Annotated in this window: 23 protein-coding genes and 3 pseudogenes; 6 read left to right on the forward strand and 20 right to left on the reverse strand. The window is 64.9% G+C overall.

The genetic code is table 11. From position 1 onward, the window contains the following. Positions 1-21: 21 nt before the first annotated feature. The 10 genes from ACRHIG_RS01890 to ACRHIG_RS01935 form a co-directional block, all read right to left on the reverse strand. Positions 22-1191, reverse strand: a complete 1170-nt coding sequence (locus tag ACRHIG_RS01890; RefSeq protein ID WP_475417040.1) for a CpaE/TadZ family protein — start codon at positions 1189-1191, stop codon at positions 22-24. A 55-nt stretch (positions 1192-1246) separates the two neighbouring features. After that, positions 1247-1852 (reverse strand): TadE/TadG family type IV pilus assembly protein, encoded by a 606-nt coding sequence (locus tag ACRHIG_RS01895; RefSeq protein WP_475417041.1) that lies wholly within the window; start codon positions 1850-1852, stop codon positions 1247-1249. Beyond that, on the reverse strand, positions 1842-2132 hold the full coding sequence (locus tag ACRHIG_RS01900) for a hypothetical protein (RefSeq protein ID WP_489629207.1): 291 nt from the start codon (positions 2130-2132) through the stop codon (positions 1842-1844). The genes ACRHIG_RS01895 and ACRHIG_RS01900 overlap by 11 nt, the downstream gene beginning before the upstream one ends. Before the next feature lie 187 nt (positions 2133-2319). Further along, the gene (locus tag ACRHIG_RS01905; protein WP_489629208.1) at positions 2320-3747 is read right to left on the reverse strand and encodes a pilus assembly protein TadG-related protein; all 1428 of its coding nucleotides are present in this window, start codon (positions 3745-3747) and stop codon (positions 2320-2322) included. Next, on the reverse strand, positions 3737-4039 hold the full coding sequence (locus ACRHIG_RS01910) for a hypothetical protein (RefSeq protein ID WP_475417044.1): 303 nt from the start codon (positions 4037-4039) through the stop codon (positions 3737-3739). Before ACRHIG_RS01910 ends, ACRHIG_RS01905 begins: the two co-directional genes overlap by 11 nt. 16 nt (positions 4040-4055) lie before the next feature. Further along, positions 4056-5471, reverse strand: coding sequence for a type II and III secretion system protein family protein (locus tag ACRHIG_RS01915; protein WP_489629209.1), 1416 nt, complete (start codon positions 5469-5471; stop codon positions 4056-4058). A gap of 41 nt (positions 5472-5512) precedes the next feature. Further along, complete coding sequence (gene cpaB / locus ACRHIG_RS01920; protein ID WP_489629210.1) at positions 5513-6373, reverse strand: Flp pilus assembly protein CpaB; 861 nt, start codon at positions 6371-6373, stop codon at positions 5513-5515. Then, positions 6370-7743 carry an ATP-binding protein gene (locus ACRHIG_RS01925; protein WP_475417047.1) on the reverse strand — a complete coding sequence of 458 codons (1374 nt, stop codon included), beginning with the start codon at positions 7741-7743 and terminating at the stop codon, positions 6370-6372. The genes cpaB and ACRHIG_RS01925 overlap by 4 nt, the downstream gene beginning before the upstream one ends. A 93-nt stretch (positions 7744-7836) precedes the next feature. Beyond that, complete coding sequence (locus ACRHIG_RS01930) at positions 7837-8370, reverse strand: A24 family peptidase (protein ID WP_475417048.1); 534 nt, start codon at positions 8368-8370, stop codon at positions 7837-7839. Positions 8371-8424: 54 nt separating this feature from the next. Further along, entirely contained in the window at positions 8425-8607 is a 183-nt protein-coding gene (locus ACRHIG_RS01935) for a Flp family type IVb pilin (protein WP_034752975.1), read from the reverse strand. Between the two features lie 481 nt (positions 8608-9088). Here ACRHIG_RS01935 and ACRHIG_RS01940 point away from each other — a divergent pair, with 481 nt between their 5' ends. Further along, positions 9089-10135 (forward strand): GGDEF domain-containing protein, encoded by a 1047-nt coding sequence (locus tag ACRHIG_RS01940; protein ID WP_070219064.1) that lies wholly within the window; start codon positions 9089-9091, stop codon positions 10133-10135. Here ACRHIG_RS01940 and ACRHIG_RS01945 read toward each other — a convergent pair. Then, complete coding sequence (locus ACRHIG_RS01945; protein ID WP_489629211.1) at positions 10132-11358, reverse strand: HD-GYP domain-containing protein; 1227 nt, start codon at positions 11356-11358, stop codon at positions 10132-10134. The two genes, ACRHIG_RS01940 and ACRHIG_RS01945, sit on opposite strands and share 4 nt — an antisense overlap. Before the next feature lie 148 nt (positions 11359-11506). On the opposite strand from ACRHIG_RS01945, the pseudogene ACRHIG_RS01950 reads away from it, so the two are divergent. Further along, positions 11507-12447 (forward strand): annotated as a pseudogene (locus ACRHIG_RS01950) (LysR substrate-binding domain-containing protein). Positions 12448-12641: 194 nt separating this feature from the next. Further along, positions 12642-16237 (forward strand): annotated as a pseudogene (locus ACRHIG_RS01955) (indolepyruvate ferredoxin oxidoreductase family protein). A gap of 32 nt (positions 16238-16269) precedes the next feature. On the opposite strand, the pseudogene ACRHIG_RS01960 reads toward ACRHIG_RS01955, so the two are convergent. Further along, positions 16270-17279 (reverse strand): annotated as a pseudogene (locus ACRHIG_RS01960) (substrate-binding domain-containing protein). A 433-nt stretch (positions 17280-17712) separates the two neighbouring features. Between ACRHIG_RS01960 and ACRHIG_RS01965 the strand changes: the two are divergent. Continuing rightward, on the forward strand, positions 17713-18045 hold the full coding sequence (locus ACRHIG_RS01965) for a hypothetical protein (RefSeq protein WP_489629212.1): 333 nt from the start codon (positions 17713-17715) through the stop codon (positions 18043-18045). A gap of 1 nt (position 18046) precedes the next feature. Here ACRHIG_RS01965 and ACRHIG_RS01970 read toward each other — a convergent pair whose 3' ends face one another. Continuing rightward, a complete protein-coding gene (locus ACRHIG_RS01970; protein WP_489629213.1) occupies positions 18047-19090 on the reverse strand; it encodes an MBL fold metallo-hydrolase in 1044 nt (347 codons plus the stop codon). A 151-nt stretch (positions 19091-19241) separates the two neighbouring features. Here ACRHIG_RS01970 and ACRHIG_RS01975 point away from each other — a divergent pair, with 151 nt between their 5' ends. Next, positions 19242-19865, forward strand: a complete 624-nt coding sequence (locus ACRHIG_RS01975; RefSeq protein ID WP_489629214.1) for a TetR/AcrR family transcriptional regulator — start codon at positions 19242-19244, stop codon at positions 19863-19865. Here the strand turns inward: ACRHIG_RS01975 and ACRHIG_RS01980 are convergent. Both ACRHIG_RS01980 and ACRHIG_RS01985 read right to left on the reverse strand, forming a co-directional pair. Beyond that, positions 19838-20935, reverse strand: coding sequence for a WD40/YVTN/BNR-like repeat-containing protein (locus tag ACRHIG_RS01980; RefSeq protein WP_489630726.1), 1098 nt, complete (start codon positions 20933-20935; stop codon positions 19838-19840). The two genes, ACRHIG_RS01975 and ACRHIG_RS01980, sit on opposite strands and share 28 nt — an antisense overlap. A gap of 14 nt (positions 20936-20949) precedes the next feature. After that, a complete protein-coding gene (locus ACRHIG_RS01985; RefSeq protein ID WP_489630727.1) occupies positions 20950-21219 on the reverse strand; it encodes a MoaD/ThiS family protein in 270 nt (89 codons plus the stop codon). Positions 21220-21321: 102 nt separating this feature from the next. Here ACRHIG_RS01985 and ACRHIG_RS01990 point away from each other — a divergent pair, with 102 nt between their 5' ends. Beyond that, positions 21322-21633, forward strand: coding sequence for a hypothetical protein (locus tag ACRHIG_RS01990; protein WP_070219056.1), 312 nt, complete (start codon positions 21322-21324; stop codon positions 21631-21633). An 18-nt stretch (positions 21634-21651) separates the two neighbouring features. Here the strand turns inward: ACRHIG_RS01990 and ACRHIG_RS01995 are convergent, their stop codons facing one another. The 5 genes from ACRHIG_RS01995 to ACRHIG_RS02015 form a co-directional block, all read right to left on the reverse strand. After that, on the reverse strand, positions 21652-22356 hold the full coding sequence (locus ACRHIG_RS01995) for an outer membrane protein assembly factor BamB family protein (RefSeq protein WP_489629215.1): 705 nt from the start codon (positions 22354-22356) through the stop codon (positions 21652-21654). Then, positions 22353-23327, reverse strand: a complete 975-nt coding sequence (locus ACRHIG_RS02000; protein ID WP_489629216.1) for a hypothetical protein — start codon at positions 23325-23327, stop codon at positions 22353-22355. The genes ACRHIG_RS01995 and ACRHIG_RS02000 overlap by 4 nt, the downstream gene beginning before the upstream one ends. 116 nt (positions 23328-23443) lie before the next feature. Continuing rightward, positions 23444-23746 carry a 2Fe-2S iron-sulfur cluster-binding protein gene (locus tag ACRHIG_RS02005; RefSeq protein ID WP_489629217.1) on the reverse strand — a complete coding sequence of 101 codons (303 nt, stop codon included), beginning with the start codon at positions 23744-23746 and terminating at the stop codon, positions 23444-23446. A 9-nt stretch (positions 23747-23755) separates the two neighbouring features. Continuing rightward, positions 23756-24907, reverse strand: coding sequence for a Gfo/Idh/MocA family protein (locus ACRHIG_RS02010; RefSeq protein WP_489629218.1), 1152 nt, complete (start codon positions 24905-24907; stop codon positions 23756-23758). 9 nt (positions 24908-24916) lie between these two features. After that, the gene (locus tag ACRHIG_RS02015) at positions 24917-25969 is read right to left on the reverse strand and encodes a sugar phosphate isomerase/epimerase family protein (RefSeq protein ID WP_489629219.1); all 1053 of its coding nucleotides are present in this window, start codon (positions 25967-25969) and stop codon (positions 24917-24919) included. Between the last annotated feature and the right edge of the window lie 75 nt (positions 25970-26044).

Consider the following 26044-nt stretch of genomic DNA (forward strand, 5'->3'; position numbering starts at 1 on the left):
GCCTTGACATTTGTCCCTGTCCTAAGCCTCGCTGCGACTGAACAGGCGGTCGAACAGGCCGCGGCTTTCCGTCACGCGGCGCGCCGTCACCAGTTCCACCAGTTCGGCCAGGCTGCGCGCCACGGCGCTGGTGCGCGACAGCTGCAGCAGCGGGATACCCTGGTTGACGGAATCGGTGGCGGCAAAGTAATCGTTGGGCACCGTGTGCACCACTTCCGCGCCCAGCGCCTGCTCCAGGTCCGCCAGGCGCAGGCGCCCGCCCTTTTCATAGCGGTTGACGATCAGGCGCAGGCGCTCGCCCGGATAGCCGAGCGAGCGGAAAATATCGAGCAGGCGGCGTCCGTCGCGGATGTCGGGCAAGGCCAGCTGCAGCACCGGATAGATGGTGTCGGCGTTGTCGAGCGCGCGCAGCGACAGCGCATCGATCTGGCGTCCCACGTCGAGCACGATGTAGTCGTAATGCTGGCGCGCCACGGCCAGGATGCGGTCCATGTGCTCGGGCTGCATGTCGACCTTGTGCGCCGGGTCGTCGGCCGCCGCCAGCACGCCGAAGTTCGGCGTCACGTGCACCAGGCACGAGGCGAGGAAGGCGCCGTCCATGCGCGCGATCTGCGCGCAGATGTCGGACAGGGTCATGGCCGGCTTCTGGTCCGAGACATATAAAGTGGCGTCGCCGAACTGGCCGTGCAGGTCGATCAGCAGCACCTTGCAGCCGGCCAGGCTGGCCAGCGCGTAGGAAAAATTCGTCGAGAGAAAAGTGGCGCCGCTGCCGCCCTTGCACGAGATGAAGGCGAGTACCTTACCGTCGCGCATCTGCGTCACGCCGGCCTGGATATCGACCCGGTCCATCGCCTCGTGAAAGGCCTTGTGCACCAGCGGCAGCTGCAGCACTTCGCGCATGCCGGCGCGCATGGCGCGGATGAGCACATCCTGCTGCTGGCCCCGCGTCAGCAGCATCAGCACGGCCAGCGGATACTGGCGCGCCAGGCGCTCGAGCAGGTCGGCCTCGTCGGCATCGATGCCGCTGGCGTCGACGATCACCAGTTCCGGCGCTTCCGGCAGCATGCGCTCGACGGCGTCGCGCAAGCCGGTGCGCCGTTCCAGCAAACGCAGCACGGGCATGCGGGCGGCCCCCTGCGCGGCAATCTCATCGTGCAGGCTGGCGTCGCGGCTAATCATCAAGGCTTTCATCGCACTTCCTCGCTTCTTTCAGGTCTACACAGTCGGCTGCGCCGCCAGGTGGCGCTCAGGGACAAAAACCGGGATTGTCCGGATAACCCAGCGACTCGGCCACCGCCATGGTGGCGCCGCTGGGCAGGCGCACGGCGTTTGCGCCGGAGGGAAACATCGCGCCCAGCAGCGGCAGGATGGGCCGGTACGGCACGCTCTCGCAGCGCGCGCCGTCACCGGGCACGCACAGGCGCGCGCGCACGAAACGGATGCAGCTGGCGCCGTTCGGGTCGTCCAGGCAATTGATGCGGTTGCGCTGCGGACAACCGGGCATCACCGTCACCGGCACGGCCGCCAGCACGGCGCCGCCGGCCTGCGACAGATAATCGATACGCACATACGCGTCGCTGATGCCGCCGCCAAGCGGCAGCACGCCCGGCGCGGCGCGCAGCACGGCGTGCGTGCGCAGGGCCTGCAGCGCACTCGCATTGCTGAAATCGGCGACGGCGGCGCCGCGCGCGGCGCGCCGGGTGATTTCATGCACCATATTCCATAAATATACGGCGCGCGCCACTTCCAGCAGGGCAAACAGGAACAGAAAGAACAGCAGCGCCAGCATGGCGAACTCGACAGCGAAGACGCCGCCCTGGCGCTGCCGCTGGGGGCGCAGGTTAATTAACATAGCGCAATGTCGCGTTGGCGCGCAGCGGGATCGGCGCCAGCTGCGGCAGCCACTTGCGCGTCAGCTCGGGCAGGATATCGACGGGCATGTCCACGGCCACCTTGATGCGCACCTGCAGCGGTGCCATCGGGTAGTTGCCGCAGCTATAAAAGTCATCGTTATAGATGCAATCCACATTGACTTTGCCGGTGCTCATGCCTGGCCACGATTCCAGCATCGCCTGGCGCACCATCTGCCGGGCAAACACGGCGCCCTGCTCCGCCGCATCGGCATTGGCCATCTGCGGCAGCGGCAGGGTCGCCAGGTAGCGCGCCGCATCGTGCGCGCTTTTTGCAGGGCCGTGTACGCCAGCAGCGCGCGGCCGAACAGCAGCACGAAGGGCAACAAACCCATAAAGAACAGCATGATCAGCGCCAGCTCGATGGCGGCGACGCCGTCCTGGCGGCGCGGCGCGCGGCAGGCCGGCCTCATTGCAGCAACTCCGCAGGGCCCACCAGCGTGCCCTCGGCCACCAGGCCGTCAAATTCGGCGCTCAGCATGCCATTGCTGGCCGGCGCCGTCATGAAGAAGCGGCCGATGCCCCGCACCTGCGCCAGCACGTCGCTGCCGGCCGGCAGCGGACAGGCCAGCAGGGGAATATGCAGCAGGCGCCGCTGCGCCACGCCCGTGTTGCCGGTCGGCGCCGTCTGATAAGCCAGCGTCTGGTAAGGCGGCGTGGACGGATAGCCGGACTTGGCGGCCGGCGCGGCCGGGCTAGCCGGATACAGCTTGGGCCAGTCGCTGGTGGCGAACGGCACGTAGCCGCCGGCCGGCTTGACGCTGCTGTACCTGACCGCCTTGGCAAACGACCACAGCGGTCCATAACTGCCGACCGCGGGCGGCGTCGCGTTCGAGTCCGGATCGGCCACGGACAGCAGCGGATTCCCGGTGCTCAGGGCGCTGGGCGCGTCTGGCGTGTTCGTCATCCACCAGTTCGCGGCCGTGTTCGGATAGGCGCGGATATTCGTGTCGGGCGGCGCCGTGAGGGCATGGCAGCCGCTGCCCGCATGCTGGTTGAAGCGCGCGTTGAAGGCCGGCCACAACGTGGCGGGAAACGGCCGGTGCACGTGCACCTGGGCGCTGCCGATGCGCGGGTACAGCACCGTGCCGCTGCATACAAACGGCAACACGCTGGACTCGCCGACCTGCTGCGACGGTCCCACCACGCCCGGCTGGCCCACCGGATTGAGCACGAAGTGTTCGGCCGCCGGGCCGTGCGGATTGAGTTTCAACAGGTTATACGCCACGCCGCGGCGAAAGCCATATTCCAGCAACTCGACGGCCGGCAGCAGTGCCGCGTTCGTGCGCGGACTGGCCGCGCTGGCCGACAGCGCACAGACGGCCAGCGGCGTCAGGTACAAGCTGGTCCGCCCCGCCACGGCGCGCGCGCCCGTGTCCAGGGTGCGCAGCGCGGGCGACCAGGCACCGAGGAACGCCGTCGCCACCCGCCCCAGCGACGGTGCATTGGCCTGCGTATCGACACGCACGAACAGCGCCGTGGCGGCGTCGGGCACGGCGCCCGCCGCATGCCACTCGCTGGCGGGCGCATCGGGCGCGCTGGCGAAGCGGATGCTGGCGTCCGACAGGATGGCGCCCTCCATGCGGCGCCGGTACGCGCTCTTGTCGGCCGCACTGTGCTTGGCTTTGTCCACGGCAGCGAGCAGGCCTTCGGGCGTGCCCACCAGTTCCGCGGCCGCCGCCAGCGCCGCGTTGTCGGCCAGGTTCTGCAATTCCGTCTTGCGGCCGATGACTTGCCCCACGTCGAGCGCCAGGCCGATAAAGCCCAGCACCACGATGAGCAGGATGGAAAAGGCGATCAGCATCGCCCCGCGCTGGCGCCGGCGTCTACTTGCCATTGCCGCCTCCCAGCATGAATTGCACGGGCTGCGGCGCCTGGCCGTTCGGTTCGGCGAACGAGGCGCGGTAGCGCTGCATGACGGCGTGCGCGCTGGGGCCGTCGAGCCCGTCCGCCGGCGTGCGATTGCCCGCGCTGGCCGGATCGCGCACCTGCCGCGCCATGGCCAGGCGCACGGCGTCGCCGAAGCGCGGGTCAAGCTGCGGCGTGCTGCTGTGCGCGCAGGCGGCCAGCTGCATGGCCAGCAGCAGCGCGGCCAGGCGCCGCAGCGGTATCAGGAGCGAGTTCGGCATGGCGTGTCTCCCCGTCTCATTTCAACTCGAAGCCGTTGGCCACGCGCGGTGGCGGCACGGACGGCGGCGCCGGCGGCAAGGCGCCTTCCATCTTGCCGCGCAACATCAAGTCCGCGCGCGAGGGCGGCGCCAGCTGCGCCGTCGGCAGCACGGCGTCGGCCGGCAAGGGCTTCACCAGGTGCGCGGTAATGACGAACAGCAATTCCGTGCGGTCGTGCTGGAAATCCGTGCTGCGAAACAGCGCGCCGAGAACCGGCAGCTCGCTGAGCCACGGCACGCCTGTGATATTGCTCACCTGGTTATTCTTGATCAAGCCGCCGATGGCGTAGCTCTGGCCGTCGTACAGCTGCACCGTGGTCGCGGCGCGGCGCGTGGTGATGACGGGCAGAATCGAGCGTCCGCTGACGCCGGCGGCGGAAATGCCCACGCCCTCGCGCGACAGTTCCGACACTTCCGGCGCCACCTTCAGGTTGATGCGCCCGCCCGACAGCACGGTGGGCGTGAAGCGCAGGCCGACGCCGTATTCGCGCTCTTCCAGCGTGATCTTGTTGTTGTCCTGGCCGACGGGAATGAAGATCTTGCCGCCCGCCAGAAAACTGCCCTCCTGCCCGCTGATCGCCATCACCGTCGGCTCGGCCAGGATGCGCACCAGGCCATCCTGTTTCTGCGCCTCGATGGTCAGCTGCTGGCCGTTCGACTTGCGCACGTCGAGCAAGCCATTCGCCGTGCCGCTCAAGAAATTCGACAGCAGGGTGGTGGCCCAGCTGCCGGACGCGAAGCGCAAGGTGGCGCCCACTTCCAGCCGCTCCAGCAGCGACTTCGACACTTCGGCAATTTGCACGGCCAGCATCACTTGCTGCGGCGCGCTGACGTCGAGCATATTGATGACGCGGCTGTTGGCGCTGGCCGCGCCGCCGGCCGGCGCCGTGGCCGCCACCGGCAAGGCGGCGCCGTCGGCGGGCTTGGGCAGCGCCAGCGGGTGCGTAGCACGGCGCACATACGCATGCGCCAGCTCGACGGCGCGCAGCACGGCGCCCGCATCCTGCACCGTGCCCGACAGCACCAGGGTGTCGGCCACGGCTGTCACGCGGATGGCTTTTTCTTCCGGCATCAGGGCCGCCAGGGTCGTTTGCAGGCCGGCCGGGTCCATGCTGACGCTGACGTTGACCACGCTGCACGCGCCGCTTCTGCCCTGGATGATCATATTCGTGCTGCCCACGTCGACGCCCACCACATACAAGGTGTCGGGCGCCACCAGCATGGCTTGCAGCATGGCCGGATTGCCGACGCTGCGGGCCAGCACGGCCTCGGGCAGGCGCAGCATGCTCGACTTGCCCACTTGCAGCTGCAGGTGGCCGGGGGTAGCCGCTTCGCCGCCGCAGCGGGGCCAGGATCGGCCGCCGCGCCGGCAAGCGGCAACAGCAGGCAGCACAGAGTCAGCAGGGCGCGGTTCATGAGCGTGTCCATGGTTGGCTAAAAACATTCGCGCGACTGGCGCGTTCCGTCGATGACGCCGCTGCACTGGCGCGGCGCTTCCACTGCCGCCTTCACCACGCGCACCGGACGCGGCGCCACGGGCACGGCGGCGGGTGCGGCGGCGGCAGGCACGGGTTCGGCTTCGTGCGGTCCGCCCAGCAAGGTCAGCTTGGTGGCGCCCGCCGTCACGCCCGGCTGAGGGTCGACCTGGTTGCGCAGCACCAGCGACAGGCTGCCCACGCTGCGCGCCAGGTCCAGGTTTTCCGCCTGTTCCGGCGTCACTTCCAGGGTCACGGCATTGACCACGCGCGGCTTGGTCTCGTCGCGCCCCACTTCCTGCGCCACGGCCAGCACGAGGATGCGTTCGAGAACGATCTTGGAAATATTGCGGCTTTGCGGAAACGCGCGGTCGCCCGCATCCTGCTGGGTACTCACGATGATGTCGACATAATTGCCCGGCAAGGCGAAGCCGGCCACGCCGATCACGTCGTTGACGCGCACGGTGATGGCGCGCCGCCCTTCCGTGATCAGGGCCGACAGGCCGCCCAACGTCCCGGCGGGCGCCAGCTTGGCTTCGCTCAGCGGCTCGCCGCGCAGCACGCTCGTTTTCAGCACCCGTCCCGCCAGTTTCGCCGGGTCTTGCAGCGCGCCTTGCGGCAGGCTTTCCGCCGGCCATTCGGCCAGGCGCAGCATCTCGGGCGTCAGGCGCTGGCCCAGGTTGACATCGCTGGCGGCGACGACGATCTTGCCCTTGCCGGCCGGCGTCTGGCGCAGCAGCCAGTGCGAGGCCAGCAGCACGGCCAGCAGACCCAGCACCACGGCCAGACCCATCATCAGGAGGGCGCGCCGGTTTTTCATGCGATACGCTCGCACAGGCTGGCGGCCGGCATGTCACAGCTGGCAAACAGGCTGCTCCAGGCCTGTTCCAGGGCGCCCACCGTCAGGCGCGCTTCGCAGCCGGCAAAGCCCGCGAAGTCGCCTATGCGCGCCAGCAATTCCTGCGGATAGCTGGCCAGCAGGGGCCGTCCCTGCGCGCCATGCAGCTGCAGCAGGTGGTTCAGGGCCGGCTCGTCGATGGCCATGCCGGCCAGGCGGCATTGCTGGCGGAACAGGGCGCGATAGGCGTTCTCGGCCAGCGGCCCCACCTGCACCTTGTAGCCGATGCGGCGCAGCAAGGCGGCGTCAAACAGCTCGCCCGGCGGCACATTCGTGGCCAGCACGAGGGCGTTGTCGAAGGGCACGCTGATCTGCACGCCGCCGGGCAGGCCCAGCTGGTCGCTGCCCCGTGCCAGCGGCTGCATCAGCCGCGTCAGCAATTCTTGCGCGCCCAAGCGCTGGCGGCCCAGGTCGTCGATGATCAGCATGCCGTTGTTGGCCCGCACATGGGGCGGCGCCTGGTAGCAGCCGCCGCTGGCGTCAAGCCGCAGCTCCAGCATGCCGGCGTCGAGCTCGGCGCCCACGTGGATCACGGGACGCTGGCATAGCACCCAGCGGATATCCGTGCTGCGCCGTTCCAGCGCCTGGCGCGCATGGCTGACGTGCTGCGGCGCGGGCGGCAGGTGCTGCGCCGGATCGTACAACTGGATGATGTCCTGGCCGACGACGATGGCGTAGGGCACGGCGACCAGCCCGTGCAGCAATTGCCCCAGTTGCAGCGCCAAGGTCGACTTGCCGCTGCCGGGCGGACCGTACAGCAGCAGCGAGCGCCCCGAATGCAGGGCCGCGCCGACCACGTCGAGCATGCCCGGCCCCGCATGGGCGCCGCCGAGCACGGCGGCCAGGTCGTCGCTGCCCACGCGCTGTTCCTGCGCCAGCCACGACTGGCGCGCCACCATGGCGCGATACGCTTCCAGGGTGACGGGGGCGGCGCCGATATACGCGCAGCGCTCCAGAAAAGCGCTGGCGCGCTGCTTGCCGGCGCCCGTCAGCTGGTACTGCACGTCGATGTCGGATTCGCCGCGCCAGGCCACTTCGGCCATCTGCTCCGTCACCATGAAATCGAGCACCTCGCGCAAGACATTGATCGACAGGCGCAAGCGCGTCGTCAGCGCGGACAGGTGCGTCTTGCCGCCCACAAACATCAGCTTGGCGATCAGTTCGACGACCAGCGGCCGCTCCAGTCCCGTTTCACGCAAGCTCTTCGGCTGCGGCGGCAAGGGCGGCATCAGGTTCGCGTCGGCGGGACGCGGCGCACTGTCGGTACTCATGGAATAATCGACCTCGGTCATGCTGCGTCTCCATGCCAGTTAAGACTGCATTGAACAGAATTCATTCTAGCGAGCGGGGACTGGCGCCCATTGATCAATAGCAATGAATACCAATCAGAAATAATGCCGCCCTTGCACCACCAGGCAGCCCAGGGCAATGGCCAGTCCGTACGGCATGTTGCCCACGCTGGCATGGCTGCCCAATGCGGTCGGCGCCAGGGGAATGCCGGCCATGCGCGCGATCATCGGCCACAGCAGCTGGCGCAGATTGCCGAGGCAGGCGCGCCACTTGCCCTGGTACGTGATCATCAGCACGGCCATCAGGCCGCCCAGGACAAAGGTGGCGAAACAGATCTGCAGCACGGGCCAGGGACCGGCAAAAGCCCCCGCCATGGCGATCAGCTTGACGTCGCCGGCGGCCATGCCGCGCAGCACGTATAAGGGTAAAAACAGGAAAAAGCCCGTCGCCATGCCGCCCAGCCACAACGGCAGCACGCTTTGCGGCCACAGCCACAGGTGCAAGGCCAGCGCGGCGAGGATGCCGGACAACACCACACCATTGGGAATCTTGCGACGGATCAAATCACTGACGGCAGCGGCCGTCACAAAGCACAGCAACAGCAGGTCGCACAAGGCAGTTGCAGGCATGGCATACCTCCCGAAGAAAAACCCGCTGCCGGCCGGCCAGCAGCGGGCACCCGCTTAGGGCGTCAACACCAGGTTCGACGAAATGTCGGTGAGGACGGCCAGCAAGTTAGTCTTGATCAGCAAGAATCCGGCCGTGATGGCGGTGGCCATCAAGGCCGCGATCAGGCCGTATTCGATTGCCGTAATGCCATCCTCATCCTTGACAAACTGCTGTACTGCCGACAGGAAGGTATGCATGACAAGCTCCCAAAAGTGAATCACAAGTCCCTGGCGCAATCGGGTGTGAAACATTGCCCATTCCTGCTAATATGTTTCCTGCCGTAAATTTCTGCGCCATTGCATTGACTATAAAGCGTCCACGTTTTGGCAAATTGACGCGCCACAAGTTTCCATATGGAAATTATCAAACCCTGTTGAAATGACGGCTGGCGCAAGCAACTGTTGCGATCCGGATTGAAAGCCTTCGTCAAGGCAAGTTTTTTACAATGTGCTGCATGAATATCATGTATTTACATGAAATATTGCATACGTTAATTGCCTATTAGGCAAAAAGACATTATCCTGCTTAGCTCTTCTTTGGAAAGGCCTCTCGCCCGGCGGTAAAGAGCGTCATGCCACCAAATAAATCTTGGCTTCTTGTAGACGGACGCGAACATGCTCTTGCTTGATGCAATGCTGGTATGACGACACTTGTGTGACTACTTTCCAGAGAACGACAATGGATTCCCTACTGAAACACATGGTGGACATGACCGGGCACCGCGACCACACGATGCTCGACATTTCCGTGATCTCGGCGGTCCAGGAACTCGCTGCCGCGTCGCAGACCCGTGTGCTGGCCCTGACCACCGTGCGTGGCCAGGTGTTCGTGCGGTCGCGGGCCATCATCGTGGCGGGCAGCGTGGCCCGCATGGAAGAGCATACCGACCCTACCCTGCCCGGCGAACCGCTGTCGGACTACCCGGCGCTGGCCGCCTGCATCAAGCGCCATGAAGCGAGCGCCGACACCCTGTGCGCCGACGGCCGCCACCTGCTGTGGCTGCCCATCTGGATCGGCGACCAGGTCACGACCTGCCTGGAAATCACCAACCCCACGCCGTACACGGGCGCCACGATCCAGGTGATCGGCGGCATCGTCAGCGTGTACCGCAATTTCCAGAACCTGCTCGACTACAGCGAGCGCGATTCGCTCACCGGCCTGTTGAACCGCAAGACCTTCGACGACCAGCTGGCGAAAATCCTGCATAGCCGCGGCGAACCGGAAGCGGACAAGCCGCGCCCCGTCGATGAAGAACGGCGCCACCATACGGACACGGAACGGCAATGGCTGGCCGTGATCGACGTCGATCATTTTAAATTGGTCAACGACAAGTTCGGCCACCTGTATGGCGATGAAGTGCTGATCCTGATCGCCAACCAGCTGCAATCGTCGTTCCGCTCGCAAGACCGCATCTTCCGCTTCGGCGGCGAGGAATTCGTCGTGCTGCTGCGCTCGATCACCCTGGAAAATGCGCAGAAAATCATCGACCGCTTCCGCACCAATGTCGAAGCGCACGACTTCCCGCAAGTGGGCAAAGTCACCGTCAGCGTGGGCTTCGTCAGCATCAACGCCTACGAGGCGCCCGTCATCATCCTCGGCCGCGCCGACCAGGCCTTGTATTACGCGAAAAGCCATGGCCGCAACCTGGCTTGCCATTACGACGAGCTGGTAGCGAAAGGTTTATTAACGACCATCGCCTCGAACGATACGGCGGAATTCTTCTAGGCATCCGCCAGCGAGATAAAACGCATGGGATCGACCTGCCACTTGGCCGCCGACTCATGGCCGACGATCTTGTCGGCGCCGCCAAAGCCGAAGCCGCGCGACAGGTCGACCGTCTCGGGCTTGATGTAGGTCTTGCTCTTCGTACTGAAAAACACATTCACTTTCGGCGCCAGCAGATTGCTTTCGTGCGCCTCGACGACGACGGCCAGGCGGCCCGATTCCAGCATCACCATGGTGCCGACCGGGTAGATGCCCACGCAGCGCATGAAATCCTGCGCGAACACGGGGTTGAAATGGAATTTGCTCCATTCATAAATCTTGCGCAGGGCTTCGGCGGCGGGAATACCCTTGTGATAGCTGCGGTCCGACGTCAGCGCGTCGTACACGTCGACGATGGCGGCCATCTGCGCCAGCTCGCTGATGGCGTCGCCGGCCAGCTGGTCCGGATAGCCGCTGCCGTCGCGCCGCTCGTGGTGGTGCAAGGCGATGTCGAGCGGAATGGCGCCCACCTCGGGCGACTGCAGCAGGATCTCGTAGCCATCGCGCGGATGGCGCTTGATCAGGGCAAATTCCTCGGGCGTGAGGGGGCCGGGCTTGTTCAGCACGCTGTCGGGCACCAGGGCCTTGCCCGTGTCGTGCAGCAAGCCGCCCAGGCCCGCCTGGTGCGTGGTGGCCGCATCGATGCCGCGCGAGCGGCAAAACGCCACCAGCAGCGCGCACACGCTGACGGAATGCAGGAAGGTGTAGTCATCCTTGGTCTTGATTCGCAACAAGCCGACGAGGGCGCCGGGATTGCGCAGGATCGATTCGGTAATATCTTGCACCGTATGCTGCACGCGGTCGAGCTCGACCGCCTTGCCCAGGCGCACGTCGGCCATCACCGTGCGCACCAGGCTCGCGGCCTGCCGACGCACCTGGGTGGCGCGCGCCAGCTCCATGCCCAGCGACACGCGCGTGACCACTTGCGGCGCCGCGGCGATCTGCACCAGTTCGCGCTCGGTGGCGGCCTGCGCCTGCGCCACCGTGGGCGCATCCTGCACGTCGAGGCCCTTGCCGCTGTCGATCACCACGTCGTGGATGCCGGCCTGCATGATCTTGCGGATTTCATCGTCGCTGCGCAACAGGAAACGGTTGCGCACGAACGGATGCGTCATCCAGTCGCAGCTGAGGTCATGAATGTACATGCCCACTTTTAATTGAGACGAATCAACTTTCTTGAGCATGCGGTCATCCCACAAATACGCGGCTGGAGCACCGAAGGCGCTAGAATGAGTATAACAAAATTGTTATTCTGCTGGCCGCGTTCGGCGCTGCGGCGCAACACCCAGTTTTTCCGCTCAACGCACCCTCAACGCACCGCTATTGGGACCCATGGAACTGCGCCAATTACGCTACTTTGTTGCCATCGTCGATCACGGTTCGCTGTCGCGCGCGGCCCTGATCCTGCACGTGGCGCAGCCGGCCCTGACGCAGCAGCTGCGCCAGCTGGAAGAGGAACTGGGCGTGCAGCTGCTGCACCGCTCGGCCCAGGGCGTGCTCAGCACGGACGCGGGCAAGGTGTTCTACGAACATGCGCAGGCGATCCTGAAACAGGTGGCCGACGCCCGCTCGGCCGTCACGCAAAGCGCCACGCGGCCGTCCGGCAATGTGACCCTGGGCTTGCCGCACAGCATCTCCGGCGCCCTGGCCCTGCCCCTGCTGCTGGCCGCGCGCGAACGCTATCCCGAGATCACCCTGCAGCTGACGGAAGAAATCACGGGCAACCTCAATGAACAGCTCAAATCGGGCCGCATCAACCTGGCCGTGCTGTTCGACGATGGCCAGCTCACGCCCTTTGCCTGCTGCCCCTGGTGGAGGAAGAGATGCGTTTCATCTGCCGCAGCGATTCGCCGTTCGCGCCCGCCGGCCAGGCGCTGTCGTTCCCGCAGGCATTGAGCGCCACCCTGATCCTGCCGGGCCTGCAGCATGGCGTGCGCCCCCGCATCGACAGCCGCGCCCGCGAACTGGGCCTGGAGACGGCGAACGTGATCGAGATCAACTCGATCGCCATCCTGAAATCGGCCATCCTGGCCGGCATGGGCGCCACCATCCTGCCCGCCGCGCCCCTGCTGGCCGAACTCGACAGCGGCGCCATGCGCAGCTACGCCATCCACAGCCCCGTGCTGTCGCGCACGGTGGCCCTGTGCGCGTCGAAGAACATTCCCCTGACGAATGCGGGCAACGCCGTGAAAAACCTGGTGCTGCAAGTGGCCGCCGAGCTGTGCGGCAGCGGGCGCTGGGTGGGGGCGCACGTGCTCTCGCCTATGACATAAGTATTTCTTATACCCCCATCGCCAAAGCGTATTTGCCCCCTCTCCTGACTCGTTCTACACTGACCACATTAACTATTTTAAATTTAAAATAGTTATGTGCCGCCCACACGCGGCCGTCCCGTCTGCACAGCGCGCGCCTTACCGGGCGCGCCCCCTGTACAGCCGCTATCTGAAACACCCTTTTGGAGACAGCCATGTCCGTGACCACGGAAAACGGCTCCGCAGCGTTCGCTAGAAACGCCGGTGCCGCGCCATCTACACCGCTTGAACCTTCCCGCTTGACCACCGTCAGCCTCGACGACAAATACACGGCCACATCCGGCGCCATCTTCCTGTCCGGCATCCAGGCCCTCGTGCGCCTGCCCATGATGCAGCGCCTGCGCGACCAGGCTGCCGGATTGAACACGGCCGGCTTCATTTCCGGCTACCGGGGCTCGCCCCTGGGCGGCCTCGATGAAAACCTGTGGAAAGCCAAGAAGCAGCTGGAAGCGCACCATGTGCAGTTCGTGCCCGGCGTCAACGAAGACTTGGCCGCCACGGCCGTCTGGGGTTCGCAGCAGGTGGACTTGATCGGCCCGGCCAAATACGACGGCGTGTTCGCCATGTGGTACGGCAAGGGTCCGGGCGTGGACCGCTGCGGCGATGTCTTCAAGCACATGAACCATGCGGGCACATCCAAACTGGGCGGCGTGCTGCTGGTGGCCGGCGACGACCATGGCGCATACTCATCGACCCTGCCGCACCAGTCCGACCATTTGTTCTCCGCCTCGATGATCCCAGTCTTGTATCCATGCAATGTGCAGGAATACCTGGACCTGGGCATCCACGGCTGGGCCATGTCGCGCTTTTCCGGCTGCACGGTGGCCTTCAAGGCCCTGGCCGACACGGTCGAATCGTCGGCTTCCATCGATGCCGACCCGTTCCGCGTGGAAGTGAAGATTCCGCAGGATTTCGTCATGCCCGAAGGCGGCCTGAACGCGCGCCTGTCGAGCATCCCGCTGGGCCAGCAGGCGCGCAACCAGGAAGCGCTGATGCAGGATTACAAGATCTATGCGGCCCTCGCCTACGCGCGCGAAAACAAACTCAACCACACCACCATAGCCAGCCCGAACGCCAAGCTGGGCATCATCGCCTCCGGCAAATCGTATCTGGACGTGCTGGAAGCGCTGGAAGAGCTGGGCATCGACGAGCAGATGGCGGCCGACGTGGGCATGCGCCTGTTCAAGGTGGCCATGCCATGGCCGCTGGAACCGGACAGCGTACGCGAATTCGCGCAAGGTCTCGATGAAATTCTCGTGGTAGAAGAGAAACGTCAGATCGTCGAATACCAGCTCAAGGAGCAGTTGTACAACTGGCGCGACGACGTGCGTCCGCGCGTGATCGGCAAGTTCGATGAAAAAGGCGAATGGGTGGCGCCGCGCGGCGAATGGCTGCTCACCTCGAAGGCGGATTTTTCCGTCTCGCAAGTGGCGCGTGTCATCGCCAGCCGCATCGCGCGCCTGATTTCCGACCCCGTCACCTGCGACCTGATCAAGGCGAGATTGAGTTTCCTCGACGCCAAGGACGCGGTCCTGAAAAAGGCCGTGAATACGCCGTTCCGCCCCGCGTTCTACTGCTCCGGCTGCCCGCACAATACGTCGACCAAGGTGCCGGACGGCAGCCTGGCCCTGGCCGGCATCGGCTGCCACGTGATGGCGACCTCGATCTATCCGGAAATGAACAAGCTGACCACGCACATGGGCGGCGAAGGCGCGCCGTGGATCGGCCAAGCCGCGTTTTCCGAACTGCCGCACGTGTTCCAGAATCTGGGCGACGGCACCTACTTTCATTCGGGCTACCTGGCCATCCGCGCCGCACAGGCGGCCAAGGTGAATATTACCTACAAGATTCTCTACAACGACGCCGTCGCCATGACGGGCGGCCAGCCCGTGGACGGCTTGATTACCGTGCCGATGATGGCGCAGCAGGTGGCCGCCGAAGGCATCGCCCGCATCGCGCTGGTCACGGAAGATTTATCACGCTACAGCGACCGCAGCAACCTGCCCGCCCACCTGACCTTGCACGACCGCAAGGACATGGATGCCGTGCAGCGCGAATTGCGCGAAGTGCCAGGCGTGTCCGTGCTGATCTACGACCAGACCTGCGCCGCCGAAAAACGCCGGAGAAGGAAAAAAGGCGAGTATCCCGATTTGCCGAAGCGCATGGTCATCAACGACGCCGTCTGCGAAGGTTGCGGCGACTGCGGCGTGCAGTCGAACTGCGTGTCGATCTTGCCGAAAGAGACGGAATTTGGCCGCAAGCGCACCATCGACCAATCGTCATGCAACAAGGATTATTCGTGCGCCAAGGGTTTCTGCCCCAGCTTCGTCACCGTCGAAGGCGGCAGCCTGAAGAAGACCAAGACGGGCGCGGGCAAGCCGGGCGAGACGGACGACTTCGGCCCCCTGCCGGAACCGGTCCTGCCCGCCTGCGAGACACCGTACAACATCCTGATCAACGGTATCGGCGGCACGGGCGTGATCACCGTGGGCGCCCTGATGGGCATGGCCGCCCACCTGGAAGGCAAGGGCGCTTCCGTGCTGGACATGACGGGCATGTCGCAAAAGAACGGTTCCGTCACCTCGCACGTGAAAATCGCCAAGTCCCCCGCCCACATCCGCGCGCAGCGCATCGCCACGGGCGAAGCGGACCTGATTCTGGGCTGCGACATGCTGACGGCCGGCGCACAGGATGCCGTGTCGAAAATGCGCCCGGGCCGCAGCCTGGCCGTCGTCAACCTGCACGAGCAACCGCCGGGCACGTTTGCGCAAAATGCGGACTGGCAATATCCAACGGCGGAAGTGCGCCAGCTGATCGAGGAATCCGTGGGCGGCGCGGACGCGGCCGACTTCATCGACGCGACGAAACTGGCCACCGCGCTGATGGGCGACTCGATCGCCGCCAACCTGTTCATGCTCGGCTACGCCTGGCAAAAGGGCCGTATCCCGCTGACGGAAGCGGCCCTGCTGCGTGCCATCGAACTCAATGGCGTGGGCATCGAGTCGAACAAGAAGAGCTTTTGTGGGGCCGCCGCGCCGCCGTCGACGTGCGCAAGGTGACCCAGATCGCCACGCCGTCGCAGGCGATCATCGTGCAAATGCCGCAAAGCCTCGATAGCGTCATCAAAAAGCGCGTGGAATTCCTCACCGCGTATCAAAACGCCGCGTATGCGGATGGCTACTTGACCCTGGTCAAACAGGTACGCGACCGCGAAAATACCCTGGGACTGGGCCAGAAGCTGTCGACGGCCGTCGCCAAGAGCTATTTCAAGTTGCTGGCCTACAAGGATGAATACGAAGTGGCGCGCCTGTACACGGATGGCCGTTTCGTGGAGCAATTGCAGCAGCAGTTCGAGGGCAACTTCTCCGTGAAATTCAACCTGGCGCCACCGCTGTTCGCCAAGAAAGATGCGAAGGGGCACCTGGTGAAAGCGGAGTTCGGTTCCTGGATGTGGCGCGCCTTCAAGCTGCTGGCCAAAGCAAAAGGCTTGCGCGGCGGCACCTTCGACGTCTTCGGTTATACGGCCGAGCGCAAGATGGAACGGGCCCTGATCGTCGAATACCGCGAACTGCTGGCAGGACTGCTGGTCAACCTGACGGCGGACAACCTCGGTACCTGCGTGGAACTGGCATCCTTACCCGAGAAAATCCGCGGCTTCGGCCACGTCAAGGAAGCGGCCGTCGATACTTACCGCAAGGACAAGGCGAGGTTGTTGGCCGTGCTGGCGGATGGCAGCAAGCACGCAGCGTAAAAGACAACGCAGAGCCTCGGCTCTGCGTTTTTTTATTCCGGGCAGCGCCCCACGGTGGCACCCGGCAACAGCACCGGTTGCCAGATTTCCTGCAGCCGTTCCGGCGGCGTGCCGGCCAGCAAGGATTGCAGCATCTCCACCATCTTGGCGCCGGCGCGGCGCAGGTCGGGCTGGTCGATGGTGGTGACGTTGATGCCGATCAAGGTGTCTTCCACATTGCCCCAGACGATGACGGAGATTTCCTTGCCGATTTCGATACCCGCATCCATCAGCGCGCGCACCACGCCCACGCCGGACAGGTGGTTGTCGACGATGACGGCCGTCGGACGGGGCGAGCAAGCCAGCAATTGCTGCATGGCCTGGTAGCCGCTGCGGCGGTCGAGACTATTGTCGAGCAGATAGGCGGGATCCAGCGGCAAGCCCGCCTGCGCCATGCAGCGGATAAAGCTTTCCTTGCGCTCAAAGGCAAAATGCAGGTCCAGCGGCGCGCTCAGCAGGGCGATGCGCTGGTGACCATGCGCCGCCAGGAAAGACACGGCCAGGTCGATGCCCGTGTCGTTGTCGTAGTCAAAATATGCGTACGGCGCGTCGATGCGCGTGCGGCCGTTCGCCACAAACGGAAAGCCCACCTTCGTCAGGTAGGCGATGCGCTCGTCGACCACCTTGGTGCGGCCCACCACCAGGCCATCGACCTGGCGCCCGCGCACCATGGTTTCATACGAGGGCTGTTCGTTCTGCGGCGAGACGGGCGCGATGATCAGGCTCATCTTCGACGCTTCGACGGCGTCCGACATGCCATTCACGACAGAAAGGAAGACGCTGTCGCCCAGGTCGCTGGGCAGCAGGGGATAGATCATGCCCAGCACATTCGTGCGGCCGACGGCCAGGCTGCGCGCCAGGGGTTGGGCCGGTAGCCGACTTTCTTGGCGGCGGCCAGGACGATTTCACGGGTGCGGGAATTGACTTCCGGATAGCCGTTCAACGCCCTGCTGACTGTCGTTTTCGACATGCCGAGGGCAATTGCGAGGCTCTTGAGATTCATGTTAACTACCTGTCTGTATGGCAAAAGAAACCAACTCTGACCGTCCATTATAGCCCAGAGCGCCAAACAGGCCGCGCATTAGCATGCGCATACATGGTAGAAAAACAACAACATATTGACTATTTAAAAAGCAACGTTTTATAGCCGACCACTTTTAGCAACTGTTCAGCGTGGCATCGAGAATGCCAGACAAACAAGGACTGAAAGCCACAGCGGGTACTCACTTTGGCAAATGTCTGGCCAGGTTCGGCATGCCGCTTCGGCACGCCAAAGCGCGCACGATAAAATTATCAAGAAAACATAATTCACTGGAACTGTGCGAGAATTTGTCCTACTCTTGACTCAGGTAAAGATTACCAGCAGTCATGTCGCGCCCCCGGCTGCATTCGTCCACTGCCGCGCACGCCTGGGCATACTTTCAAAGGTGAACAATGTGGTATCGCTAACGTCCGTCAACAATCTGCAGGCCTCGCTGGCCACGGCACAGCGCCGGGTCGAGCAAGGCCAGAACCAGGTACGGCGCGACAGCGAACAGCTGGCGCAAAGCCGCCAGTCGCTGGCGCGGGAACAGGAAACCTTGAACCAGACGCAACGCAGCAGCCAGCAAGCGCAGGCCGATGCCCCCACCGCCATCAAGGCGCCGCAGCTGGACCAGGCGATCAAGGTGGCCGTGCCGCAGCAAGCCATCCCGGCCGCGCCGAAGAGCACGCCCCAGCTGAACGGCTATGGCCAGACCCTGGGACGCCTGATCGACGTGACGGCGTAAATTACCGAAGCATTTCCTCTTCCAGCATCGCCAGCCACCATTTATTTCCCTGCTTCGGCTGCGTCAGGTCGACCGCCTCGCCCATCTGCGGCGTGGCCAGGTGCACGCCCCGCTTCGCCGCCAGCCCCGTGATGCGGTCGAACGGTTCGTGCCAGGCGTGTAAACCCAGATCGAAGGTGCCGTTGTGCACGGGCATCAGCCACTTGCCGCGCAAGTCCAGGTGCGCTTGCAGGGTTTCTTCCGGCTGCATGTGCACGTCGGGCCACAGCTTGTCGTAGGCGCCCGTCTCGATCATGGTCACGTCGAACGGGCCGTACTTGTCGCCGATCTGCCTGAAACCGTCGAAATAACCGGAGTCGCCGCTGAAAAACACGCGCACTTCGGGCGCGTCGATGACCCACGAGGCCCACAGGGTTTGATTGCCATCAAACAAGCCCCGTCCCGAGAAGTGCTGCGACGGCGTGGCGACGAGTTTCACGCCGGCAATCGTCGTGCCCTGCCACCAGTCGAACTGCTGCACCTTGTCCTTGGGCACGCCCCATTCGACCAGGGTGTCGCCCACGCCCAGCGGCGTCACAAAATGTTCGGTCTTGGCGGCCAGTTGCAGCACGGCGGCATGGTCGAGATGGTCGTAATGGTCATGCGACAGGATGATGGCCTTGATCGGCGGCAAGTCGGCGATGCTGATGGGCGGCTGATGAAAACGCTTCGGTCCCGCCCACTGCACCGGCGAGGCGCGCTCGGAAAACACGGGGTCCGTCAGGAAAAACTCATTGTTCAGTTTCAATAGCAGGGTCGAGTGGCCGAGGCGAAACAGGCTGTTGTCGGGCGCGGCCAGCAGCTGCGCCCGGGTCAAGGCTTGCACGGGCACGGCAGCGCCCGGCACCGTGCTGTCGGGCTTGTCAAAGACAAATGTCCACAGCAGCTTGAGCGTTGCTGCCGTGCCCAGCTTGTGCATTTGCGCGGGATTGCGGAACTTGCCGTCGTGGCGTTGTAAGGATTCAACCGGCGCGGCAGGCGCGGCGCGCAAGGTGCAAGAACTCATGATGATCAGGACTCCCAAGAATAAGATGCGGTACATATGCAGCCCGGTGAATAAAATACAAGGATTAAATTACACTACACAGTGTAGTTCCTATTTCTGGCAAAGTAAACCAGGAGGTGTAAAATATTGTTTTCAAAGGAGATTTTCAGCCATGGCCGCACCGCAACGCCTCACCGACCGCAAGCGCGTCGCCATCGTCGATGCCGCCATCGCCGAGTTCCGCGAGCACGGTTTCGATGCGACCAGCATGGACAAGATCGCCGCCACGGCCGCCGTGTCCAAGCGCACCGTGTACAACCATTTCCCCAGCAAGGACGAACTGTTCGCGGAAATCCTGCAGCGCATGTGGGAGAGCAGCATGGCCCAGCCCGCCGTGCCCTATGTGGCCGACCAGCCCCTGCGCCCGCAAGTGCTGGCCCTGGTCGAGCAGAAAATGGCCTTGCTGTGCGACCCGGCCTTCATCGACCTGGCGCGCGTGATCTTTGGCGAAACCATCCACTCGCCCGAGCGCGCGCAAGCGATGGTGGCGCGCCTGAATGAAAAGGAAACGGGCCTGAATATCTGGATCCGCGCGGCGCAGCAGGACGGACGCATCAAGGCGGGCGAGACGCTGGAAGTGGCGCACCTCTTGATGTCGCCTTTAAAAACCTTTGCCTTCTGGCCGCAGATCACCCTCGGTGAACCGCTGCTGAGCCTAGCCCGCCAGCGCGAAGTGACGGCACTGGCCGTCGATATCTTCCTGTGCTACTACGGCGTGGCAAAACAGACGGCATAGACGGGCGGCAAATGGGCAGACAGCGTCTGCCAATGTTCGCCCTCGTCGCCCGAATACCAGGCGCCGCCCGTGGTCGATGCCATCACCAAACTGCGGCCGTCGTCGGCCAGCGCCAGCCCGTGGCGGTAGATGAGGTCGTAGCAATGCTGCTGCGGCAAGCCCGCGCGCAACACCTCAAAGGTTTTGCCGCCGTCGCGCGTGCGCGTCACGGCCAGCGCGCCATCGATGGGTATGCGCAGCACGTCCGCCTGCGCGGGCACGAACCAGGCCGTGTCGCCATCGCGCGGATGCACGGCCACGGCAAAGCCGAAATGCGACAGCGGCGCCGTCGTCACTTCCTGCCAGTGCCAGCCGGCGTCAAGCGAGCGCCAGATGCCGTTATGGTGCTGGCACCACAGCGCGTCCTGCGTGCCGGCGCTGCGCACGATGCGGTGCGGGTCTTGCACGGCTTCGTTTTCATCGAGTTCGGGCGGCATGTAGTCGGCGCGCATGCCCGTTGCGCTCAAGGCCCAGCTGGCGCCGCCATCAGCCGTTTGCCACACGCCGCCGCAGGACACGCCGACCAGCACTTTATTGCTGTCGCGCGGGTCGACGCAGATGCTGTGGATGCCAGGCACGTCGTAGCCGCCGCCAAACCACTGCGCCCGCTGCGGCACGTTCCACAACGATTCCACCAGCTGCCAGCTATCGCCGCGGTCGCCGGAACGAAACAGGCCGCCAGGTAGCGTCCCTGCCCACAGCACGCCGGGCTGGTCCGCGCCGCCGGCCGCCAGCGACCAGATCTGCCGCAAGGTCCAGTCCAGCGTATCGCTGCTGCCCTCGGGCTTGGCGGGATAGGCGGGCACGGCGACTTCCTGCCACGCGCTACTGCCCCTGTCGAGGCGGTGCAGCTTGGCGCCGAAATGGCCCAGGTTCAGGGCCGCGTACACGGTGCCGTCGCGGCCATCGTGCAGCAGCATGGAGACGGGGTCGCCGGCGAATTGCACCAGCGCCAGCTGCCAGGCGCCGGCCGCATCGACATCGAACTGGAACAGCCCCTTGCGGGTGCCGAGATACGCGCGCTGCGCCATGCCTGGTCCCATGATTAACCTCCGGAAAGTGCCTGCAAGATATACACCTGGCTGTCGGGCCGCAAGGCGTCGTCCAGTTCGCGCCGCTCGCGGCAACGCACGCCGTCGATGAAGACCACGACGTTCGGACGCAGCGCGCCCTGCTCGTCGAGCACGTAGCCGCGCAGGCGCGGCTGCTGGGCAAAGACGCTATCCAAGGCGGCACGCAGGCGTGGCGCCGCCACCTCCACCGTGGGGACGTTCAGGAAACGCGCCAGTTGTTGGGTAAAATGCAAGTGCGCCATGCTGCCTTCGACGTCATCGGCCTGCACCCATTCTAGTCCGATTCGCCGACGATGCAACGGCGATACCGCTAAAATAGCGACAAGCACACAAGGAGGCCAGGCATGACGATTACCCCGGAAGAACTAGCGGTGCTGATGCAGGAAGTGGAAGTGGCCGACCCCATCGATTTTGCCGACCTGCCCTTCAACGAGCAGGAATTGCGCGGCCTGATCGCCAACCACCTGTGCGAGATGGCCGACGCCATGGAAAGCTTCAGCCCGGAAGACCGCAACCTGGCCCTGCTGGCCGTGGCGGCCAAGCTGGTGCTGGAAAACCTGGTGCTGCACGTGCAGCTGCTGCGCCGCCACGGCTTGCCCGTCAGCGACGGCGTGGAAGCGCTGCTGCAGCGTTTGAAGAACCCGGGCAAGCCCTAACTACGGCGCGGCAAGCCGCTATTGCAGGTTGATGGCGGTCAACACCATGCTGCTGCCAGGTAAATCCGTGCCTTGGCGGATGTACAGCACGCCATGCCGCGACAGCGCCAGGCTGCCGCCCATGCGGTAGGTCCAGACGGTCTTGCGGCTGGCCAGGTCGATCGCGTAAGTATTGTTACGCCCGCCAACAAACAGCAGATTGCCCGTGACGATCAGATCGCCGCCAAAATACCCATCAAGGGCCGTATCCAGGGGCCAGCGCCATAGGAGCGCACCGTCAGCGAGCTGGCGCGCTTCGAGCGCCTGGCCGGCCTGGTTGCCCACGTACACGACGCCCCGCGCCACCACTGGCTGCGTGCTGAACTGCCCCTGCACCGTCCAGCGCACGGCGCGGCTATCCACGTCAACCAGGCTCAAGCTGTTATCCGCCGCCTCGCCGGCCAGCGGCCGCTGATTGAGCACCAGCACGCTGCCCGCCTCAGCCAGCACGGGCGCCTGGCGCAGGCTGCTCTTGTTCAAGCCGCCCAGCACCTGGCCCGGCACCGCCACCCTGAAGCGCGTCGTGCCATCGGCGATATTGAACGCCGTCAATGTCCCTGCCGCATGGCTGTACACCGTGCTCGCATTGACGGCGGGTGTCCAGTCATCGACATTGCCCAGCTTGGACAAGCCCAGGCTGGCAGACCAGCGTGTCTGGCCCGTCGCCGCACCGATGGCGCTCACGTCGTTATTCCCGCCCAGGTAGACATTGCCGCCCAAAAGGTGGGCGCCGTCGCCAGGGAAACACCCAGCAGTGCGCCATTCGTATTCGGCGGACGCACGCCGAGCGGCGCGCCACCAGTGAGCGCGTCAAAGACATACGCGGTATCGCTGCCCGCCATGGCCAGCTTGCCGCCCGAAACGGCCGGCGCGCCCAGGTAACCGTCCGACGTGAGCGACTGCGTCCAGCGCGCCTGACTGTCGCTCTCGCTCAGCGCCGTCACCGTCGACGTGGTCACATATTTGCTGCTGCCTTCCACCGGCGCGGCGGATTGCTGGCTGACATACACGAGGCCGTTGGCCGTCACCACGGGACTGCCGACGACCGCGCGCGGAGAGCTGGCGCCCAGCCAGGTCCAGCGGCGCGTGAAGCGGCGGCTGTCGAAGGTGGCCGGCACCAGGCCCGTATGCGCGGCATTGCCATTCACGCCTTCCCAGTCGCCCACGCCGGGCAGGGCGTGCAAGGCGCCCATGCTGCCGGCGAGCGGCGCGACAGTGACCTTGTAATCCATGCTTTCCGTCTTGTACAGGCCTGCCGTGGCGGGCAAGGACAGCTCGATCTTGCCCGTGTACTCGCCGGGAAGCAGGCCAGGCACCGTTTTGAACGTCAGCCGCCAGCTGCCATCGGCCTGCTTTTGGCGGTCGGCCGCCTGCAGCACGAGCGCCGTGCCGCTGGCGGGTTTTTCCTGCGGCTGGGGACGCGCATCGCTCACGCCATCGGCCAGGCGCACTGTCACGCGAATATCATCGCAGGTGGCGCCAGGCTGGGCCGTGCAGCTGCCGCTCACCTCCGCCAGCGTCATGCCCGGTTTTTCCTGCAAGCCAGGCGGCACGCCAACGGCGCTGCCGGAACCGCCGCCACAGGCGGACAAGGTAGTCATGATGGCGAGCGGCAATGCGGCGGCCTGCCACAAGGAAGGGAATAATGTGCGCATGCAATGTCCATGTTGAGGTTTCATTTCCTCCCCAATGGAGGTGTGCTGGAAACCTGGACTGAATGCTATAACATGGGAAACATTGTCAAAATCTAACGGATACTCACAGCAACGCTTTACTTGCGCACGGCCCGTGCCTGCAAGGTGAGGTCGCTCTCGGCCACGGCCACGCAGGGAAGAATATAGCCGTCGAGCCGTTCATCGGGGCTGATGCCGGGCCAGTCCACCGTGTAGCGTATCTTTCCATCGGGCATATGGCACAGGCAGGTGCGGCAAGTGCCGTTGCGGCAGGAACTGAGCAGGCGGATGCCGGCCAGCTCGGCGGCGGCCAGCACGGTGGTGCCCGCTTCGGCCGGGAATTGCCAGCCTTTCGGGACGATGGTGACGGTAAAGGTGGTGACGGTCAGGGGCGCGCTCATGCGCCCAGTTTAACAGTCCGCCAGGGTGGTCCAACTACCGCCCTGCGCATGGCTGCGCAGCACGGCCTCGGCAAAGGCCAGGCCCGCCACGCCATCGGCCACCGTCGGCAGCCAGCTGGCTTCCTTGGGCACGGCAGCTCCCGCCTGCAGGGCACGGATGGCCAAGGCAGCATCGAGGTACAGCTGGGCGAACGCTTCCAGGTACCCTTCCGGATGGCCGGCCGGCACGCGCGTGGCGTGGCGCGCGGCCGCGCTGTCGACCCGGCCCGGGCGCAGCAGCTGGCGGTTGCCGCCCTGCGGCGTGAACCACAGCTCATTAGGTTGTTCCTGGTCGAAGTCCAGCTGCGCCTTGCTGCCGAACAGGCGCAAACGCACCGTGTTTTCGCAACCGGTCGCCACCTGGCTGGCCCACAGGGTGCCCTTGGCACCGTTGGCATAGCGCAGCATCACCTGCACGTGGTCGTCCAGGGTGCGATGTGGAACGAATGTCGACAGTTCCGCCAGCACGGCGTGCGGCGTCAGGCCGCTGACGAACTGCGCCAGGTGATACGCGTGCAGCCCCACGTCGAGCAGGGTACCGCCCGGTCCCGCCTTGTGCGGGTCGTTATGCCAGTTGCCCTCGTTCATGCCACCCGCCGCGATGGCGTCGGCCAGCCAGTCCTGCGAATATTCCACTTGCACGAGGCGCAGCTCGCCGATCTCGCCCGCCTCGACCATCGCTTTCGCGTGGCGCAGCAGCGGATAACCGCTGTAGGTATGCGTGAGCGCAAACAGCAGGTTTTTCCGCTCTGCCAGCGTGGCCAGCGCCTGACCTTCCGCCAGAGAAATCCCCAGCGGCTTGTCGCAGATCACGTGGATGCCCGCTTCCATGAACGCCGTGGCGACGGGCGCATGCAAATGATTCGGCGTGACGATGGCCACCGCCTCGATGCCATCGGCGCGCGCGCTTTCCGCCTGCGCCATGGCGCGGTAATCGCTGTAGCAACGCTCCGGAGAAAGATGCAGCGCGGCGCCGCTGTCGCGCGCGCGCTGCGGGTCGGACGACAGGGCGCCCGCCACCAGTTCGTATTGGTCGTCGATGCGCGCCGCGATGCGGTGCACGGCGCCGATGAATGCGCCCTGCCCGCCCCCTACCATGCCCAGCCGTAAGCGTCGCTGCATGTCGTTTCCTTATTTCAAGCCCAACAAATGGTTGATCTGCCCCTGGTCAACCGCGCTGCCCGCGAAATCGTCGAACGCGCGTTCGGCCACGTGGATGATGTGATCGCGGATGAAGCGCGCCCCTTCGGCCGCGCCATCCTCCGGATGTTTCAAACAACATTCCCATTCCAGCACGGCCCAGCCGGGAAAGTCGTACTGCGCCATCTTCGAGAAAATCGCCTTGAAATCGATCTGCCCGTCGCCGAGCGAGCGGAAGCGTCCGGCCCGGTCTTGCCAGTCGCCATAGCCGCCATACACGCCCTGGCGCCCGTTCGGCCGGAATTCCGCATCTTTTACGTGGAAGGCCTTGATGCGCGCATGATAAATGTCGATGAACGCCAGGTAATCGAGCTGCTGCAGCACGAAGTGACTGGGGTCGTACAGAATCGATGCGCGCGGGTGATCGTGGACGGCGGCCAGGAAGCGCTCGAAGGTCACGCCATCGTGCAAGTCCTCGCCCGGATGCAGTTCATAGCAGAGGTCCACGCCGGCCGCGTCAAACGCGTCGAGGATGGGCAGCCAGCGTTTCGCCAGTTCGGCGAACGCCGTTTCCACCAGCCCGGCGGGGCGCTGCGGCCACGGGTACAGATACGGCCAGGCCAGCGCGCCGGAAAACGTCACGTGCGCCGTCAACCCCAGGCGCTGCGAGGCGGTGGCCGCCCACAGCAGCTGCTGTGTGGCCCAGGCCGTGCGCGCGGCAGGATCACCGCGGACTTGTTCTGGCGCAAAGCCGTCGAACAGCGCGTCATAGGCCGGATGCACGGCGATCAGCTGGCCCTGCAAATGCGTCGACAATTCCGTCACCTGCAAGCCGTGGCGCGCCAGCAAGGCGACCACGTCGTCGCAGTACTGCTGGCTGTTGGCCGCTTGTTCCAGGTCGAACAAGCGCGGCGCCGTCGGCAGCTGCAAGCCCTTGTAGCCCAGGCCGGCCGCCCATTGCGCCAGGTGCTCGAGCGAGTCGAACGGCGGCTCGTCGCCGAGAAACTGGGCCAGGAAAATGGCCGGGCCCTGGATGGTTTTCATGTCAATGTCCTGTTGGAGAAAGCCGGGGTCAGACCCTCAATGCCGCTAACGCAAAGGTCATTGCTGGCGGGCGAG

This window comes from Janthinobacterium sp. C22 (assembly GCF_057919405.1).

Coding starts and splice junctions, on each gene's coding strand:
- ACRHIG_RS01890 (WP_475417040.1), bottom strand. CDS start 1,191: ATGAAAGCCTTGATGATTAGCCGCGACGCCAGCCTGCACGATGAGATT.
- ACRHIG_RS01895 (WP_475417041.1), bottom strand. CDS start 1,852: ATGTTAATTAACCTGCGCCCCCAGCGGCAGCGCCAGGGCGGCGTCTTC.
- ACRHIG_RS01900 (WP_489629207.1), bottom strand. CDS start 2,132: ATGGCCAATGCCGATGCGGCGGAGCAGGGCGCCGTGTTTGCCCGGCAG.
- ACRHIG_RS01905 (WP_489629208.1), bottom strand. CDS start 3,747: ATGGCAAGTAGACGCCGGCGCCAGCGCGGGGCGATGCTGATCGCCTTT.
- ACRHIG_RS01910 (WP_475417044.1), bottom strand. CDS start 4,039: ATGCCGAACTCGCTCCTGATACCGCTGCGGCGCCTGGCCGCGCTGCTG.
- cpaB (WP_489629210.1), bottom strand. CDS start 6,373: ATGAAAAACCGGCGCGCCCTCCTGATGATGGGTCTGGCCGTGGTGCTG.
- ACRHIG_RS01925 (WP_475417047.1), bottom strand. CDS start 7,743: ATGACCGAGGTCGATTATTCCATGAGTACCGACAGTGCGCCGCGTCCC.
- ACRHIG_RS01930 (WP_475417048.1), bottom strand. CDS start 8,370: ATGCCTGCAACTGCCTTGTGCGACCTGCTGTTGCTGTGCTTTGTGACG.
- ACRHIG_RS01935 (WP_034752975.1), bottom strand. CDS start 8,607: ATGCATACCTTCCTGTCGGCAGTACAGCAGTTTGTCAAGGATGAGGAT.
- ACRHIG_RS01940 (WP_070219064.1), top strand. CDS start 9,089: ATGGATTCCCTACTGAAACACATGGTGGACATGACCGGGCACCGCGAC.
- ACRHIG_RS01945 (WP_489629211.1), bottom strand. CDS start 11,358: ATGCTCAAGAAAGTTGATTCGTCTCAATTAAAAGTGGGCATGTACATT.
- ACRHIG_RS01970 (WP_489629213.1), bottom strand. CDS start 19,090: ATGAGTTCTTGCACCTTGCGCGCCGCGCCTGCCGCGCCGGTTGAATCC.
- ACRHIG_RS01975 (WP_489629214.1), top strand. CDS start 19,242: ATGGCCGCACCGCAACGCCTCACCGACCGCAAGCGCGTCGCCATCGTC.
- ACRHIG_RS01980 (WP_489630726.1), bottom strand. CDS start 20,935: ATGGCGCAGCGCGCGTATCTCGGCACCCGCAAGGGGCTGTTCCAGTTC.
- ACRHIG_RS01985 (WP_489630727.1), bottom strand. CDS start 21,219: ATGGCGCACTTGCATTTTACCCAACAACTGGCGCGTTTCCTGAACGTC.
- ACRHIG_RS01990 (WP_070219056.1), top strand. CDS start 21,322: ATGACGATTACCCCGGAAGAACTAGCGGTGCTGATGCAGGAAGTGGAA.
- ACRHIG_RS02000 (WP_489629216.1), bottom strand. CDS start 23,327: ATGCGCACATTATTCCCTTCCTTGTGGCAGGCCGCCGCATTGCCGCTC.
- ACRHIG_RS02005 (WP_489629217.1), bottom strand. CDS start 23,746: ATGAGCGCGCCCCTGACCGTCACCACCTTTACCGTCACCATCGTCCCG.
- ACRHIG_RS02010 (WP_489629218.1), bottom strand. CDS start 24,907: ATGCAGCGACGCTTACGGCTGGGCATGGTAGGGGGCGGGCAGGGCGCA.
- ACRHIG_RS02015 (WP_489629219.1), bottom strand. CDS start 25,969: ATGAAAACCATCCAGGGCCCGGCCATTTTCCTGGCCCAGTTTCTCGGC.